The 15669-nt window shown below is 72.4% G+C and carries 14 protein-coding genes; 10 read left to right on the plus strand and 4 right to left on the minus strand.

Annotation, left to right across the window (positions count from 1 at the left end; all coding sequences use genetic code 11):
- Positions 1-27 precede the first annotated feature (27 nt).
- The 8 genes from AB4Y76_RS00165 (at position 28) to AB4Y76_RS00200 (ending at position 10093) form a co-directional block, all read left to right on the plus strand.
- Complete coding sequence (locus tag AB4Y76_RS00165) at positions 28-2142, plus strand: DUF6049 family protein (protein WP_441921255.1); 2115 nt, start codon at positions 28-30, stop codon at positions 2140-2142.
- Positions 2139-3848, plus strand: a complete 1710-nt coding sequence (murJ, locus tag AB4Y76_RS00170) for a murein biosynthesis integral membrane protein MurJ (RefSeq protein WP_441921257.1) — start codon at positions 2139-2141, stop codon at positions 3846-3848. Before AB4Y76_RS00165 ends, murJ begins: the two co-directional genes overlap by 4 nt.
- Positions 3849-3918: 70 nt before the next feature.
- Positions 3919-5784, plus strand: coding sequence for a protein kinase family protein (locus tag AB4Y76_RS00175; protein WP_441921259.1), 1866 nt, complete (start codon positions 3919-3921; stop codon positions 5782-5784).
- Positions 5781-6470 (plus strand): RNA polymerase sigma factor SigM, encoded by a 690-nt coding sequence (gene sigM / locus AB4Y76_RS00180; protein WP_441921261.1) that lies wholly within the window; start codon positions 5781-5783, stop codon positions 6468-6470. Before AB4Y76_RS00175 ends, sigM begins: the two co-directional genes overlap by 4 nt.
- Positions 6467-7231, plus strand: coding sequence for a hypothetical protein (locus tag AB4Y76_RS00185; RefSeq protein WP_441921262.1), 765 nt, complete (start codon positions 6467-6469; stop codon positions 7229-7231). Before sigM ends, AB4Y76_RS00185 begins: the two co-directional genes overlap by 4 nt.
- A 72-nt stretch (positions 7232-7303) precedes the next feature.
- A complete protein-coding gene (gene trxB / locus AB4Y76_RS00190) occupies positions 7304-8299 on the plus strand; it encodes a thioredoxin-disulfide reductase (RefSeq protein WP_441921264.1) in 996 nt (331 codons plus the stop codon).
- Between the two features lie 133 nt (positions 8300-8432).
- A complete protein-coding gene (gene trxA, locus AB4Y76_RS00195) occupies positions 8433-8759 on the plus strand; it encodes a thioredoxin (protein ID WP_441921266.1) in 327 nt (108 codons plus the stop codon).
- 155 nt (positions 8760-8914) lie between these two features.
- Positions 8915-10093: an N-acetylmuramoyl-L-alanine amidase gene (locus tag AB4Y76_RS00200; protein WP_441921268.1), complete on the plus strand. Its 1179-nt coding sequence runs from the start codon at positions 8915-8917 to the stop codon at positions 10091-10093.
- On the opposite strand, the gene AB4Y76_RS00205 is transcribed toward AB4Y76_RS00200, so the two are convergent.
- Entirely contained in the window at positions 10050-10745 is a 696-nt protein-coding gene (locus tag AB4Y76_RS00205; protein ID WP_441921270.1) for a GNAT family N-acetyltransferase, read from the minus strand. The two genes, AB4Y76_RS00200 and AB4Y76_RS00205, sit on opposite strands and share 44 nt — an antisense overlap.
- Positions 10746-10785: 40 nt before the next feature.
- Positions 10786-12003, minus strand: coding sequence for a pyridoxal phosphate-dependent aminotransferase (locus tag AB4Y76_RS00210; protein WP_441921272.1), 1218 nt, complete (start codon positions 12001-12003; stop codon positions 10786-10788).
- A gap of 119 nt (positions 12004-12122) precedes the next feature.
- Here AB4Y76_RS00210 and AB4Y76_RS00215 point away from each other — a divergent pair, with 119 nt between their 5' ends.
- Positions 12123-12902 (plus strand): lysophospholipid acyltransferase family protein, encoded by a 780-nt coding sequence (locus tag AB4Y76_RS00215; RefSeq protein WP_441921274.1) that lies wholly within the window; start codon positions 12123-12125, stop codon positions 12900-12902.
- 124 nt (positions 12903-13026) lie between these two features.
- The gene (locus AB4Y76_RS00220; protein WP_441921276.1) at positions 13027-13494 is read left to right on the plus strand and encodes a hypothetical protein; all 468 of its coding nucleotides are present in this window, start codon (positions 13027-13029) and stop codon (positions 13492-13494) included.
- Positions 13495-13530: 36 nt separating this feature from the next.
- Here AB4Y76_RS00220 and AB4Y76_RS00225 read toward each other — a convergent pair whose 3' ends face one another.
- Together AB4Y76_RS00225 and AB4Y76_RS00230 are read right to left on the minus strand one after the other, a co-directional pair.
- Positions 13531-14526: a ParB/RepB/Spo0J family partition protein gene (locus AB4Y76_RS00225; protein ID WP_441921278.1), complete on the minus strand. Its 996-nt coding sequence runs from the start codon at positions 14524-14526 to the stop codon at positions 13531-13533.
- On the minus strand, positions 14523-15500 hold the full coding sequence (locus AB4Y76_RS00230; protein WP_441921280.1) for a ParA family protein: 978 nt from the start codon (positions 15498-15500) through the stop codon (positions 14523-14525). Before AB4Y76_RS00230 ends, AB4Y76_RS00225 begins: the two co-directional genes overlap by 4 nt.
- Positions 15501-15669 lie beyond the last annotated feature (169 nt).

A 15669-nucleotide genomic window follows, 5' to 3' on the forward strand; every position in this document is an offset into this window, starting at 1 on the left:
CGCGGCCCGGGTCGTTAGCATCCCCGTGTGAGTCTTCCCCGCACCACGTACGCGGTCCTCACCGCGTTCGTGAGCGCGGTGCTGCTGCCGTTCCTCGTCCTGCCCTCCCCGGCGCGGGCGGCGGACGCGCCGGCCGCCCCGCTGACGGTGCGGCTGACCCGGCTGAGCCCGGCCACGATCCCGGCCGGCGGCCCGGTGGTGCTGGCGGGCACGGTCCGCAACGACTCCGACGAGACCTGGTCGGCGATCAACGTGCACCCGTTCGTCAGCCGGTTCCCGATGACGACGCGCGAGGACCTGGCGAAGGCGGCTGCCGGCGACTCCGAGGTCGAGGTCGGCACCCGGTTCGCCGACGACGGACAGTTCGCCCCGATCGGCGACCTCGCGCCCGGCGCCTCGGCGACCTTCCGGATCCGGCTGAAGCACGCCGACCTGCTGCAGAAGATCAGCGGCGCGCCGGGGGTGTACTGGATCGGCGTGCACGCCCTCGGCCAGAACGCCACCGGACGCGACGGCCTCGCCGACGGCCGGGCCCGCACCTTCATCCCGCTCGTCGCCGCCGACACCGCCCCGACCACGGTGTCGCTGGTGGTGCCGGTGCGCGAACGCGTCCGCCGCGACCCCGTCGGGAAACTGCTCGACACCAGCGACTGGTCCAGGACGCTCGCCGCCGAGGGCCGGCTGCGCCGGGTCGTCGACTTCCTCGCCTCCGCCGGTGGTGGGCGCCCGACCCTGCTGATCGATCCGGCCGTCCTCGAAGCCGTCGAGTCGGTCGCCGCGGACAACCCGGCGCTCTCCCTCGGCACCGCCACCGAGGAACCCACCGCGACCCCGTCGCCCTCGACGAGCCCGACCGGCGACTCCTCCGACAGCCCGTCCCGCGCGGCCGACCGGCTCGACGCCGACGACCGGGCCAACGCCGCCTCCTGGCTCTCCGCCCTCGAGGGCGTCGCCGCGCGGCAGACCGTCCTGGGCCTCGCGTACGCCGACCCGGACACCGTGGCGCTGGCCCGTCGGCGGCCGGCGATGCTGTCGCGCGCCGAGCGCACCGCGACTAGCACGTTCGACCGGCTCGGGATCACCGAGACCCCGGCGGTCGCCCCGCCGGACGGGTGGCTGGACGACGACGCGCTGCCGAAGATCGCGACCGGCTCCGTGATCCTGGTCTCCGACCACGGTGCCCCCCGGACCCGCACCGAGTGGCGCACCGCCGACGACCAGGACCTGGTCTTCACCGACGCCGAGGCGGCGGCCGGCGGCCCGGCGCCGACCGCGGCGCTGGACGCGCTCGCCCTGCGGCAACGGATCGTCTCCGACGCCGCGCTCCGCGCGGCCGCCGGCGAGACCGCCCCGATGGTGGTCTCGCTCCCGGACGACTGGGACCCGGGCCTGGGCTGGCAGCGGTCCGACTTCTTCGCCGCCCTGGACCAGCCGTGGCTCTCCCTGACCCCGGTCACCGGCGGCAGCAGCCTGACCCCCGTCTTCGACGCCGCGCTGGGCTACCCGGCGGCGGTCCGCCGCCAGGAGATCGGCCTCCCGAACGTGCTCGCGGCGGCCTCGATGATCCGCACCGGCGGCACCCTCGGCGAGATCCTCCGCACCGAGAACACCGTCACCCACCAGCTCGACGGCACCGCGCTGACCGGCGTCTCCTACCACGCCCGCCCCGATCCCGAACGGGCGCAGAGCCAGGTGCTCGCCGGTGACGCCGCCGCCCGCGGTGTGCTCGCGCAGGTGTCGGTCACCGGCACCGACTTCGTCACGCTGTCCGGCGGGTCCGGGACCGTCGCGGTCACCCTGGTCAACAAGCTGGACGAGCCGATCACCGTCGGCGTGAAGGCCGACACCGGCACCTCCGGCGTCACCATCGACACCCCCGACCCGGTCGACATGGCCCCGGGCGAACGCCGGGTGCTGCGGCTGCGCGCGAAGGCCTCCGAGATCGGCGTCCACCAGGTGACGCTCACCCCGGCCACCGCCTCCGGCGCGAGCTTCGGCACCCCCCTGACCTTCAGCCTGCGGACGACCCAGGTCGGCATCCTGATCTGGGTCGTCCTGGGCGCCGGCGCCCTGCTCCTGGTCGTGATGATCGCCCGAAGGATCCTGCGCGGGGTCCGCGAGCACCGGTGGCGAGGCCAGTGACCGACGAGCAGGAGCAGCCGGAACGTCCGCCGGTGCCACGGCAGCCGTCGGTGCTGTCGTCGAGCGCGGTGATGGCGGCCGGCACCGTCTTCTCCCGGATGAGCGGCTTCGTCCGTACGACGCTGCTCGCGGCGGCACTCGGCACCGGCCTGCACGCGGACGTCTTCAACATCGCGAACACCATCCCGAACATGCTCTACATCCTGCTGGCCGGCGGCGTCTTCAACGCCGTCCTGGTCCCGCAGCTCGTCCGGGCGCTGAAGAACGACGAGGACGGCGGGGCGGCGTACACGAACCGGATCATCACGCTCGCCGCGATCTTCCTGGCGGCGGTCTCGGTCGTGCTGGTACTCGCGGCGCCGCTGGTGATGCGGGTGCTGCTCGACCCGCAGTTCTTCACCGTCACCTACGCCGAGCAGCGCGACTCGATCATCACGCTGGCGCGCTACTGCCTGCCGCAGGTCTTCTTCTACGGCATGTTCGTGCTGATCGGCCAGGTGCTGAACTCCCGCGGCGTCTTCGGCCCGATGATGTGGGCGCCGATCGCCAACAACCTGGTCGCGATCGCGGTCCTGGTCGGCTACCTGGTCGTCTACGGCACCGCGGAGGGCGACGAGCTCTGCGCCGGGTTCAGCGGCAGCGCGGCCGCCTTCCTCGGCATCGGCTCGACCCTCGGCATCGTCATCCAGTTCCTGGTGCTGATCCCGTACCTGCGCCGCTCCGGGTTCCGGTTCCGGGCGCGCTACGACTTCCGCGGCGCCGGCCTCGGGCACACCTTCCGGCTCGGCGTCTGGACGGTCCTCTTCGTGGTGGCCAACCAGGTCGCGTACACGGTGGTCGTGCGGATCGCCTCCGGGGGCACGCTCAACGGCGGCGTCTGCGACCCGTCCGGCTCCAGCAGTGGCACCGGCTACACGATCTACTCGAATTCGTTCCTGCTCGTGATGGTCCCGCACGCCGTGATCACGGTGTCGCTGGCGACCGCCGTGCTGCCGCGGCTCTCGGCGTTCGCGGCCGACCACGACTTCCGGGCGGTCGGCCGGTCCGTGGTCTCGACGATGCGGTCGGCGTACGCGCTGGTGCTGCCGCTGCTGGCGCTGCTCCCGGTGGTCGCGCCCGATCTCGCCAACGTCATGTTCGGCTGGGGATCGGCGTCGGACTCCTACTCCGACTTCGTGCCGACCCTGTCCCTCTTCGTCATCGGCACCTTCTTCTTCACCAGCCACTACCTGGTGCTGCGCGGGTTCTACGCGCTGGAGCAGAACAAGCGCGTCTTCGGGATCCAGTGCGTGATCGCCGCGGTCAACATCGTGGCCGCCGTGCTGCTCACCCGGGACATCTCGTCCGCGCAGACCGCGCCACGGCTGGTGATCTCCTACACGATCGCGTACGCCGTCGGCGCGACCCTGTCCTACGCCCAGCTCTCCCGGCGCACCGGCGGGCTCGGCGGGCGGTCCCTGGTCCGGTTCGGCATCCGGATGGCCGTCGTGGTCGGACTGTCGGTCGGGTTCGCCTGGCTGGTGCGGACCGGGCTGCTGGAGGTCCTCGGCGGCAGCGGCAAGGTCGACGCTGCGGTCCGGCTGGTCCTGGTCGGCTCGGCCGGCGGGATCGCGTACCTGGCGCTGGCCCGGCTCTTCCACCTGGAGGAGATCGGCGAGGTCGTCGGGCTGCTGACCGCGCGGCTGCCCCGCGGGCGGCGCCGGTGAACCGAGCGGCGGGCCGGAACGGGCCGTCCGGCGTCCTACGATGGGCGTCCCGACCGGTTCGAGGAGGAACGTGCCCATCCCGATGACTCCCGGCACGGTGCTCGGCGGGCGGTACCGGCTCGACGACCTGCTGTCCGAGCACGCGGGTGCCCGGTTCTGGCGCGCGACGGACACCGTCCTGGCCCGCAGCGTCGGGGTGCACGCGGTCGCGAGCGAGGACCCGCGGGCGGAGGCCGTCCTCGAGGCGGCCCGGCGCTCGGCCCGGGTCACCGACCCGCACTTCCTCCGCGTGCTCGACTGCGACGACACCGACGGCCTGACCTGGGTGATCAACGAGTGGGGCGACGGGGAGTCGCTCGACGTCATGCTCGGCCAGGGCCCGCTGCCGCCGGCTCGCGCGGCCTGGCTGACCCGGGAGGTCGCGGAGGCGATCACCGCCGCGCACGCCGCCGACCTGACGCACGGCCGGCTGAACCCGGAGGCGGTGATGGTCACCCCGGCCGGCGCGGTCAAGGTGATCGGCTTCGTCGTGTACGCCGCGATCGCCGGCCCGCGCCCGCTCGACCCGGCGTACGGCGAGGTCGACGACCGCGAGGCCGACGTCATCGACCTGGCCGGCATCCTGTACGCCGCCCTGACCGGCCGCTGGCCGGGACTCGCCCCGTCGTCCGTGCCGCGGGCACCGCGGGAGGGCCTGCGCACGTTGCGTCCGCGCCAGGTCCGGGCCGGGGTGCCACGGACGCTCGACGTGATCTGCGACCGGGTGCTCACCAAGGAGGCGTCCCAGCACGCCGCCCCGGTCGAGACCGCCTTCGAGGTGAACGCCGCGCTCAGCGACTACGTCGGCGACCCCGCCGCGGCGGCGCCCGTGGACCTCCCGGCGATGCACGACGATCCGGCGCCGCCGCCGGACCCGACGCCCGGGCTGACCTCCGGGCTGACCTCCGGGCTGACCTCCGGGCTGACGCCCGGGCTCCCACCCGAGGAGCTGCCCGCCCCCGCACCCGCCCCCGAGGCCGAGCCCGAGGCCGAGGGGGATGGCGCGGTCCACCCGAGCGACGACCCGGAGGCGACGATGGCCGCGCCGCCGCCGTCGCTGGACGAGACGATGCCGCGGATCTACGCCGGGATCCGGCCCGCGGACCCCGACGGGGACGACCCGGCAGGCCGGGAGCCGGTGCCCCCGCCGCCGCCGTTCGAGGACTCCCCGGAGCGGCCGCTCTTCGCCGACCACGAGCGCCGGGTCCCGGAGTCGGCCGCGACCGCGGCCCCGCCGGCGGGATTCTGGCCGTTCGACGACGAGAGCGCCGAGGAGTCCGGCAAGCCGCGGCGGCGCTGGGTCCGGCCGGTCGTGGCCGCCGCCGTCCTGGTCCTGCTGCTCGCCGTCATGTACGCCGCCTTCACGCTCGGACGCGGTGACGACCCCACCGGGTCTTCCGCGGATCCGACGACCGCCCCGACCGCGTCCGCGCCGACCGGGACCCCGGTCACGATCGTCTCGGCCCGCGATTTCGACCCCGAGGGCGACCCCCCGTCGGAGAACCCGGACTCGACGCGCCTGGCCATCGACGGCGACCCGGCCACCGGCTGGCAGACGCAGCGCTACCTCGACGACCCGCGGCTGGGCGGTCTCAAGAGCGGCGTCGGTCTGCTCCTCGACCTCGGTGCGCAGCACACCGTCGGCTCCGTCGAGCTGAAGCTGAAGGGCACCCCCACCTCGTTCGAGGTGTACGCGACGCCGCCCGGTGTCGACGACGCCCCGGTCGAGCTGGCGGACGCCCGTCGGCTCGCCGGCATCAGCGCGGACGTCACCAACCCGGTGGTCCGGGTGGAGCCCGCCGTCCAGACCCGGTTCGTGCTGATCTGGCTGACCCGGCTGCCCCCGGTCGGCGGCGGCTTCCGGGGCGAGATCTCCGAGGTCCTGGTCCGCCCGTGAGCCAGGGGAACGGCTTCGCGCCCGACGAGCCGGACGACGTCACGCTGCTCCGGGCCCACCGCGACGGGGACCCGGACGCCTTCGGCGTGCTGGTGGCCCGGCACCGGGACCGGCTGTGGGCGGTCGCGCTGCGCACCACCGGGAACCCGGAGGACGCCGCCGACGCCCTCCAGGAGGCCCTGATCTCGGCCTACCGCCGGGCCGGCTCCTTCCGCGGCGACGCCCTGGTCACCACCTGGCTGCACCGGGTCGTGGTCAACGCCTGCCTGGACCGGTTGCGCCGCAACAAGGTCCGGGCCGCCCAGCCGCTGCCCGACGACCTCGACGACCACGTCGCCCGCGGGGACGTGCTCGGCACGTCGGCTACGGCGGGGGCGGACGCAGACCCGGAGGCGGCGGCCCTGCGCACCGACCAGCGGCGGGCGGTGCTGGCCGCGCTGGACCGGATCGCCCCGGAGCAGAAGGCGGCGCTCGTGCTCGTCGACATGGAGGGTTACCCCGTGGAGGAGGCGGCGCGGATGCTGGACTGCCCGGTGGGCACCGTGAAGAGCCGGTGCGCCCGCGGCCGGCACCGGCTGGCGGCACTGCTGGCCGAGGCGGGCGTCACCGGAACCGGAGCGCGTTCCCGCCCGTCCGATCAAGGTCCCCCCGCACGACGAGCCGACGAAGGAGGTGTGCCCACATGACCCGACCCGACGACACCCCAGACACCCCCGACGCCCCCGACGCCCCGGGGGACCTGCCCGACGGCGTCCCCGACTTCGACGACCCGGTCCACGACGACGTGCGCGCCCTGCTCGCGGACGTCCGGGTGACCGCTCCGGTCCCGGACGCTGTCGCGGCCCGGATCGACGCCGCGCTCGCCGGTCTGGCGCCGCTGGAGACGTCGACCACGGTGGTCCCGCTGCGCCGGCACCGCTCCAGCGGCCAGCGCCTCCTCGTCGCCGCGAGCGTCGTCGGCGTGGTCGCCCTCGGCGGGATCGCCGTCGGCAACGTCCTGGCCGACCGCAACGGGGCCGACGACAGCGCCTCGAGCACCGCTGCCGGGGACAGCGGTTCGGCGTCGTCCCCGGAGAAGGCCCCCGCCGGAGCGGCCGGGAGCTCGACCACCCCGCAGGCCACCGCCGCCGACGGATCGCTCCCGGCACTCACCTCGGCCGCGTTCGCCACCGGTGCCACCCGGGTGCTCGCCGACGACGGCAAGGACCTGGCGTACTCCGGCGAGCGCTCCCCGGCGCCGCAGACGTCCGACCTCGCGACGCTCAGCTCCGCGCTCGGCTGCTCCCCGAGCGCGACCCCGGCCCCGGCCCCGGGAGGCTCGTCGTACGCGGTGCTGCTGGACGGCCGGCCCGCGCTCCTGGTGGTCAGCGCCCGGGCGGACGGCCACCGGATCGCCGAGGCGTTCTCCTGCACCGGCAAGATGCTCGCCCGCGCCGTCCTGGACTGACGCTCCCGCTGGGAATGCGGCGTGCCTAGGATCTGTTCTGCCACCAGATTCCCACTACAGAGCAGGTACGGCATGTCGGACGCCAGCAACGGCACCCAGAACCCCCGCAACGTCATCATCATCGGCTCCGGCCCGGCCGGTTACACCGCGGCCGTGTACGCCGCCCGCGCGAACCTCGAGCCGCTGGTCTTCGAGGGCGCCGTCACCGCCGGTGGCGCGCTGATGAACACCACCGAGGTGGAGAACTTCCCGGGGTTCCGCGACGGCATCCAGGGCCCGGTGCTGATGGACGAGATGCGCGCCCAGGCCGAGCGCTTCGGCGCCGAGCTGGTCGCCGACGACGTCATCGAGGTCGACCTCACCGGTGACGTCAAGGTCGTGAAGACCGAGGAAGGCACCTTCACCGCGAAGGCGGTCATCCTCGCGATGGGCTCGGGCTACAAGAAGCTCGGCATCCCCGACGAGGACCGGCTCTCGGGCCACGGCGTCTCCTGGTGCGCGACCTGCGACGGCTTCTTCTTCCGCGAGCAGCACATCGCGGTCGTCGGTGGCGGCGACTCCGCGGTCGAGGAGGCGACGTTCCTGTCGCGCTTCGGCTCCAAGGTCACCCTGATCGTGCGCCGCGACGAGCTGCGCGCGTCGAAGATCATGGCCGACCGGGCGTTCGCCGACCCGAAGATCGAGATCGCCTGGAACTCCGCGGTCGAGTCGATCCACGGCGAGGACAAGCTCACCGGGCTCACCCTCAAGGACACCGTGACCGGCGAGACCCGCGAGCTCGACGCGACCGGCCTGTTCATCGCGATCGGCCACGACCCGCGCTCGGAGCTGCTGCCCGGCCAGGTCGACCTCGACGACGAGGGCTACGTCCTCGCCGAGGGCCGCAGCACCCGCACCAACCTGCCCGGCGTCTTCGCCTGTGGCGACCTGGTCGACCACACCTACCGCCAGGCGATCACCGCCGCGGGCAGCGGTTGCGCCGCCGCCCTGGACGCCGAGCGGTACCTGGCCGACAAGGAGCACGCCGAGGCCAGCGCCGCGTCGAGCGCCGTCCCGGCCGGCGTCTGACCTCCGGGCCCAGAACCGGGCCCAGCACCGGACCCAGAACCGGACCCAGAACCATCCCCGGGCGCGGGAAGAAAACGTCCCCGCCCGGGTGTTCCATCAGCGCAACACCCACCGAGACAACGAGGAGCACTCCATGGCCAACCTTCAGGCCGTCACCGACGCCGACTTCGAGGTCGAGGTCCTCAAGTCCGAGACGCCCGTCCTGGTCGACTTCTGGGCCGAGTGGTGCGGCCCGTGCCGCCAGGTCGCCCCGATCCTGGACGAGATCGCCGCCGAGCACGGCGACAAGCTGCGCCTGGTGAAGATGAACGTCGACGAGAACCCGGTGACCCCCGCGGCGTACCGCGTGACCGGCATCCCGACGCTGAACGTCTACCAGAACGGCGAGGTCGTCAAGCAGATCGTCGGCGCCAAGCCGAAGGCCGCGCTGCTGCGCGAGCTCGCCGACATCATCGGCTGAGCGAGGAAGCCTCGAGCATCCACGAGGGCGCCGGGAACCAGGTGGTTCCCGGCGCCCTCGCCCTTTCCGGAGGGCGTCGGGGTGCGGTTAGGGTTCAGGAAGCCCACCGGCACGCGATTCGGGCGCGTGCCGACCTAGTCGGGGAGATCCTTGCTGTGAACACGACCGTCCGCCGCGGCGACACCGGTGCCGCCGTCACGCAGATCGTCGAGCTGCTCGCTCAGCTCGGTCTCCTGGGCGAGCCGGGACCCGGGTCGTACGACGACGAGGTCGAGCTGGCCGTCCGCACCTTCCAGCAGCAGCGCGGCCTGCACGTCGACGGCGTCGTCGGCCCGGCCACCTTCCGCCGCCTCGACGAGGCGCGCTGGACGCTCGGTGACCGGATCCTGACCCACCTCCCCGGCAGCCTGATGGCCGGGGACGACGTCTTCGCGCTGCAGCGCCGGCTGCTCGAGCTCGGGTTCAAGGTGGGCCGGGTCGACGGGTACTTCGGCGCCGAGACCGCGGCCGGGCTGCGCGAGTTCCAGCGCAACGTCGGCATCCCGCCGGACGGGACCTGCGGCCCGCTGACCCTGAAGACCCTGGCCCAGCTGGCCCCGATCGTCAGCGGGGGCGCCCCGAACGCGATGCGTGCCGAGGCCCGGATCAAGGACGCCGGTCCGCACCTGGGCGGCAAGATCGTGGTCATCGACCCCTCGCCCGGGCTGCACCTGCCCGCGGAGCACGTGGACGCGGCCGCCGAGATCGTGCACGACCTGGCCGCCCGGGTCGAGGGCCGGCTGGTGGCGACCGGCGTCCAGGCCTTCCTCACGGCCTCCCGCCCGGGCCGGCACCGGGCACCGGTGCCGGGCGAGCGTGAACAGATGGAGCACCTCGAGGAGATGGAGCGCGCCGCGTTCGCCAACCGCGCAGCCGCGAACCTCTGCATCTCCCTGGCGGTGGACTCCTCCCCGAACCGGGACGCGTGCGGGGTCGCGACCTACTTCTTCGGCTCCGAGGAGCACCAGACCCGCTCGTCGGCGGGTGAACGGTTCGCCAGCCTCGTCCAGCGCGAGATCGTGGCGCGCACGGACCTCGTCGACCTGCGCTGCCACGCGAAGACGTGGGAGTTCCTCCGCCGGACCCGGATGCCGGCGGTGCAGCTCGACGCGGGCTACCTGTCGAACCCCGGCGACGCCCGCCGCCTGGCTGACCCGGGCTTCCGCGACGTCCTGGCCGAGTCGGTCGTGGTCGCGGTGCAGCGGTTCTACCTGAGCCCGGACGCGGACGCGACCACCGGTGTGCTCCGGCTCAGCGAGCTCCGCGCGGCGCTCCAGGGTGACGGCCCGGCCTGACCGGACTGCGATGGACGCCCCGCGGCGCGGGCCGCGGAGCCGGGCTCGGTGCCGGGCGCTTGCCGGTGACGACACCGAGGAGGCGTTCGGCCGCGGCCTCGATCTCCTCGCGCCAGGTGAGCGTGGTGCGCAGGTCCATCCGCATCCGCGGGTACTGCGGGTGCGGTCGATGCGTCTTGAAGCCGACCGCGAGCAGGAAGTCGACCGGCAGCACGCACTCGCCTTCGCGCGGCCGGTGTGCGCCGAAGGCTTCGACAGCCCTGACACCGCCGTGGCCGAGCAGGTCCTTGGCCATCGACTGGATCAGCACCCGGCCGAGCCCCTGGTCGCGGAAACCGGGATCGACGTACGCACTCGCGAGCAGGACGGCATCGCTGCTGACCGGCGCGGTGGCGAACCCGCTGCTGCCGGGCAGGTGCAGCGCGGGGGCCCACTCGATGTGACCGGCCACGACGTCGTCGACGCTGATCACCCGGCCCACCGAGCCCCACTCGCGCAGCATCGTGGAGACCCAGGCGGCCTTCTCCTCGGCCTCGTGGCCCCGGATCCGGGCGCGGTGCACGGGATCGAACTCCCAGAAGGTGCACGTCGCGCAGCCCCCCGGCAGCAGGCCGAGGTTGTCCAGGGTCAGGCGTTCGACCTTCCGGGCCACGTCGCCATCGTACGGCGCCCGCCCGCGACCATGCCGGGGCTCAGGTGCGCAGCGTGGACAGGAAGTCGGCGATCCGCCCGATCGCCTCGGTGAGCATGTCGACGTCCGGCAGCGTCACGAGCCGGAAGTGGTCGGGCTCGAACCAGTTGAAGCCGGTCCCGTGGGTCACCAGGATCTTCTTGGCCCGGAGCAGCTCGATGACGAACGACTCGTCGTCGGTGATGCCGTACATCTCGGTGTCGAGCTTGGGGAAGCAGTACAGCGCCCCCATCGGCTCGGTGCAGCTCACCCCGGGGATCTCGTTGAGCAGGCGCCACGCCAGCTTGCTCTGCTCGTAGAACCGGCCGCCGGGGACGATGTACTCGTTGATCGACTGGTAGCCGCCGAGGGCGGTCTGGATCGCGTGCTGGGCAGGGACGTTCGAGCACATCCGCATGTTCGCCAGCAGGGTCAGCCCCTCGAGGAAGTCCTCGGCGAGGTGCTTCGGCCCGGAGACCATCACCCAGCCGGCCCGGTAGCCGCACACGCGGTAGGCCTTGGAGAGGCCGCTGAAGGTGAGGCAGAGGACGTCGTCGGCGGCGTACTTGGCGGTGTGGTGGTGAACGGCGTCGTCGAAGAGGATCTTCTCGTAGATCTCGTCGCTGAAGATCACCAGGTTGTGCCGCCGGGCGATGTCGACGAGCCCGCGGACGGTCTCCTCGCTGTAGACCGCGCCGGTGGGGTTGTTGGGGTTGATGATGACCAGGCCGTGCGTGTTCTCGGTGATCTTCGACTCGATGTCGGCCAGGTCGGGGTTCCAGCCGTCCTCCTCGTCGCACCGGTAGTGCACCGGGGTGCCGCCCGACAGCGTCACCGCGCCGGTCCACAGCGGGTAGTCGGGGGCGGGCACCAGGATCTCGTTGCCGTCGTCCAGGAACGCCTGCAGCACCAGGGAGATGAGCTCGGAGACGCCGTTCCCGATGAAGACGTCGTCGACCTGCGTGTCGGTCAGGCCGCGCCCCTGGTAGTACTGCGCGACCGCCGTCCGGGCGGAGTAGATCCCCCGCGAGTCGGAGTAGCCCTGGGACTCGGGGAGGTTGTGCACCATGTCCGCGACGATCGCCTCGGGCGCTTCGAAGCCGAACGGGGCCGGGTTGCCGATGTTGAGCTTGAGGATCTTGTGGCCCTCCGCCTCGAGCCGCTGGGCCTCGACCAGGATCGGTCCCCGGACGTCGTACCGGACGTGCTGCAGCTTGCGACTCTGGACGATGCGGCGCATGGGGAGCAGTCTCGCAGAGCCGTCTGCGCACCCGCTGCCCATTTCCGCCCCGTGGATTCCGCCCGGCCCCGCCGCCGTGACACCATCGGGGCGCCCGTCCCCCGGACCCGAGGACCTCCATGCGCGACTTCAGCTACCCCGTCGTGATCGCCGTCGCCAAGACCTGGTTCAAGCTCGGCGACGTCAGGATCACGATGACCGGTACCGAGAACATCCCGGAGACCGGCGGGGTGCTGCTCGCGATCAACCACCTGTCGTTCGTGGACTACCTGATGGCGGGGTACCCGGGCGTCGAGCGCGGCCGGCTGACCCGGTTCATGGCGAAGAAGGAGATCTTCGACCACCCGGTGGGCGGACCGGTGATGCGCTCGTTCCACCACATCTCCATCGACCGCGGCGACGGCCAGGCCGGGATCGACGCGGCGCACCGCTACCTGGACGCCGGTGAGCTGGTCGGCATCTTCCCCGAGGGCACCATCTCGCGGAGCCTCGAGCTCCAGCCGCTGAAGACCGGTGCCGTCCGGATCGCCGCCGACGCCGGGGTCCCGCTGGTTCCGGTGGTGCTCTGGGGGACCCAGCGCTTCCTGACCAAGGGCAAGCCGGTGGACCTCAAGCGCCACAAGACGGTGCTGATCGAGGTCGGCGAGCCGATGCACCCGACTCCGGCCGACAACGCCAACGCCGTCACCGCCGAGCTGCAGCGCCGGATGGAGGGCATGCTGGACCGGCTGATCACGGCGTACCCGGCCGAGGAACAGCCGGCGGGCTCCTGGTGGCTCCCGGCGTCGTACGGCGGCTCGGCGCCGACGCCCGACGAGGCGGCTGCGATGTACGTCGAGGAGCGCCGGCTGCGGGCGCTGAAGAAGGCGGAGAAGCGCGCCAAGAAGGCGAAGAAGTAGCCGATCTACCGCTTCATCGCTTTGGCAACATGACGCTTAGTTGATTTGTCGACATGTCAGGTGCGTCGTGCATCTACGCCATCTGCGGGAGGCTTCCTGGCGCCGGCGCGCCTAGGTTGAACAGATGCGCACGCTCCTCGTCACCCTCGCCCTGACCCCGCTCGCAGCCCTCTTCCTCACGCCTGCCGCCCAGGCGGACGAGTCGCCGGGGATCAACGACACCGCGACCCTGGTCAAGGGCACGGTCACCAGGAGCGGGGACATCAGGGTGGTCCTCCGGCTCACCTGCCCGAAGAGGGACCGCTGGACCGCGTCGATGACCGCCCTGACGATCGGGTCGGGCGCGCCCGACGACATCTTCTCGTCCACCGACCGCGCGAACCCGCCGAGCGGCAGGTGCAGCGGGAGGGCGGACCGGATCGTGCTCAAGCTGGTCACCCAGCCGATCAACGGCGTCTTCTACCCGGCTCCCAGGAACTGCTCCGCCGAGTACGGCGTGACCATCTCCGGCGCAGGGTGGGACATCGCGTTCGACCGCGGCGGCGCCGACGGTGGGCCCGACGGCCCCGGCCCGGTGCTCTGCCTTCAGTAGATTTGTCGACACGCTCGCGTGGTGTCGCGGGCGGACTCAGATCGGCCGGTCGTCCCGGTTCCGCGGGTCGATGATGCCGACGATGCGCTGCAGGTCGCCCAGCGAGGCGAACTCGATGGCGATCTTGCCCTTGGCCTTCCCCATGCTGACCTTCACCCGGGTGTCCAGGCGGTCAGACAGCCGGTCGTTGAGCTCGGCCAGGCCAGGCGCCGTGGGCCGGTTCGCCTTGAAGCGCACCGTCTCCCCCGCGTCGTCGTCGACACCGACCGCGACGATCTCCTCGAGTCCTCTCACCGAGATGCCCTCGGCGATCACCCGGGACGCCAGCCGGTCCTGGGCGCCGGCGTCGGAGACGCCGAGCAGGGCACGGGCGTGGCCCGCGGAGAGGACGCCGGCGGCGACCCGGCGCTGCACGGCCGGCGAGAGCTTGAGCAGCCGCAGCGTGTTGCTGATCTGCGGACGGCTGCGTCCGATCCGGGTGGAGAGCTCCTCGTGGGTGCAGCCGAAGTCGTCCAGGAGCTGCTGGTAGGCGGCGGCCTCTTCCAGCGGGTTCAGCTGGGACCGGTGCAGGTTCTCCAGGAGCGCGTCCCGGAGCATGTCGTCGTCGTTGGTGCTGCGGACGATCGCCGGGATCGTGTCCAGGCCCGCCTGGGTGGTGGCCCGCCACCGGCGCTCGCCCATGATGAGCTCGTAGCGCCCGTCGCCGGCCTCGCGGACGACGATCGGCTGCAGGAGGCCGACCTCCTTGACCGAGTGCACCAGCTCGGCCATCGCCTCTTCCTCGAAGACCTGGCGCGGCTGCTTGGTGTTCGGTGTGATCGAGGAGATCGGGAGCTCGGCGAAGTAGGCGCCGTCCACTCGGGCCGGTTCGGTCGGAGCGCTGCCCGGCCCTGGGCCCTGCGCAGCTCCGTCGACCAGCGGCGCGGTCGCCGTCGCCACCCCACCCGGCGCGGCCGTGTTCTCAGCGACGTCCGGCTGGGTCGGGATCAGTGCACCCAGGCCTCGTCCGAGGCCCCGACGCTTCTCACTCATGCTCCTGCTCCCTTGACGGCCATCTCACGTGCGGCTTCCAGATAGCTGAGCGCACCCGGAGACCCCGGATCGTACGTGATCACGCTCTGGCCGTAGCTGGGGGCCTCGGAGACGCGCACCGAGCGCGGGATCGCGGTCTTCAGCACCTGCTCCCGGAAGTGCTCGCGCACCTCCTCGGCGACACCGGCGGCGAGGTTGGTGCGGCCGTCGTACATGGTGATGAGGATGGTGGTGATCGAGAGCCCCTGGTTCAGGTGAGCCTTGACCATCTCCACGGTCTCGATGAGCTGGCCCAGACCTTCGAGGGCGTAGTACTCGGCCTGGATCGGGATCAGCATCTCGTCGCCGGCCACCAGGGCGTTCAGGGTGAGCAGGCCGAGCGACGGGGGGCAGTCGATGAGCACGTAGTCGAGTCGCTCCTCCCCCTCCTCGCTGATGAGCTCGTACGCCGCGAGTGCCTTGCGCAGCCGGCTCTCCCGGGCCACCACGCTGACGAGCTCGATCTCGGCGCCGGCCAGGTCGATGGTCGCCGGGACGACGTACAGGCCCGGGATCTCCGGGTGCGGATGAACGGCCTCGGCGATGGTCATGCCGTCGACCAGGACCTCGTACGACGACGGCGTCCCCCGGCGGTGGTCCACGGCGAGTGCGGTCGACGCGTTCCCCTGGGGGTCCAGGTCCACGACGAGCACGCGCTGCCCGTGCTTGGCGAGCGCGACGGCCAGGTTCACCGTCGAGGTGGTCTTGCCGACCCCGCCCTTCTGGTTGGCCACCACCATCACGCGGGTCCGGGACGGACGCGGGAGCGGGTCACTGAAGGTCAGGCCCTCCCGGGCACGCAGTTCGGCCTCGATCGCGCGGGCGAGCGGCGTGGTGGTGTCGTCGAACGCGGGCGGTGTCGCGTCGACGTCACCGGCGGTCCTGACGTACGGGTTCACCGCACCGGGGTCCTGCGAGGCTTGCTGGTCGGTCACTCTGTGCTCCTGCGACGATGTTTCACGTGAAACAGCCCGCCGGTTTGTCCCGGCTTGGTCTGTGGATAACTTCGAAAATCTGTGGATACTTGCGCTCAGCCGGTGGTCTTGACCGGTGGAAAACTCTGGCTAGGTGGATTGCCCGATGCGAGCGCGGGCGCGCTTCGAC

The sequence above is a fragment of the Marmoricola sp. RAF53 genome, from assembly GCF_052114005.1.
Classification (GTDB): Bacteria; Actinomycetota; Actinomycetes; order Propionibacteriales; family Nocardioidaceae; genus Marmoricola.

What these genes read in the sequence shown, in the direction of transcription:
- trxB (WP_441921264.1), top strand. Translation starts at nt 7,304, where the DNA reads ATGTCGGACGCCAGCAACGGCACCCAGAACCCCCGCAACGTCATCATC.
- AB4Y76_RS00215 (WP_441921274.1), top strand. Translation starts at nt 12,123, where the DNA reads ATGCGCGACTTCAGCTACCCCGTCGTGATCGCCGTCGCCAAGACCTGG.
- trxA (WP_441921266.1), top strand. Translation starts at nt 8,433, where the DNA reads ATGGCCAACCTTCAGGCCGTCACCGACGCCGACTTCGAGGTCGAGGTC.
- AB4Y76_RS00210 (WP_441921272.1), bottom strand. Translation starts at nt 12,003, where the DNA reads ATGCGCCGCATCGTCCAGAGTCGCAAGCTGCAGCACGTCCGGTACGAC.
- AB4Y76_RS00225 (WP_441921278.1), bottom strand. Translation starts at nt 14,526, where the DNA reads ATGAGTGAGAAGCGTCGGGGCCTCGGACGAGGCCTGGGTGCACTGATC.
- AB4Y76_RS00185 (WP_441921262.1), top strand. Translation starts at nt 6,467, where the DNA reads ATGACCCGACCCGACGACACCCCAGACACCCCCGACGCCCCCGACGCC.
- AB4Y76_RS00220 (WP_441921276.1), top strand. Translation starts at nt 13,027, where the DNA reads ATGCGCACGCTCCTCGTCACCCTCGCCCTGACCCCGCTCGCAGCCCTC.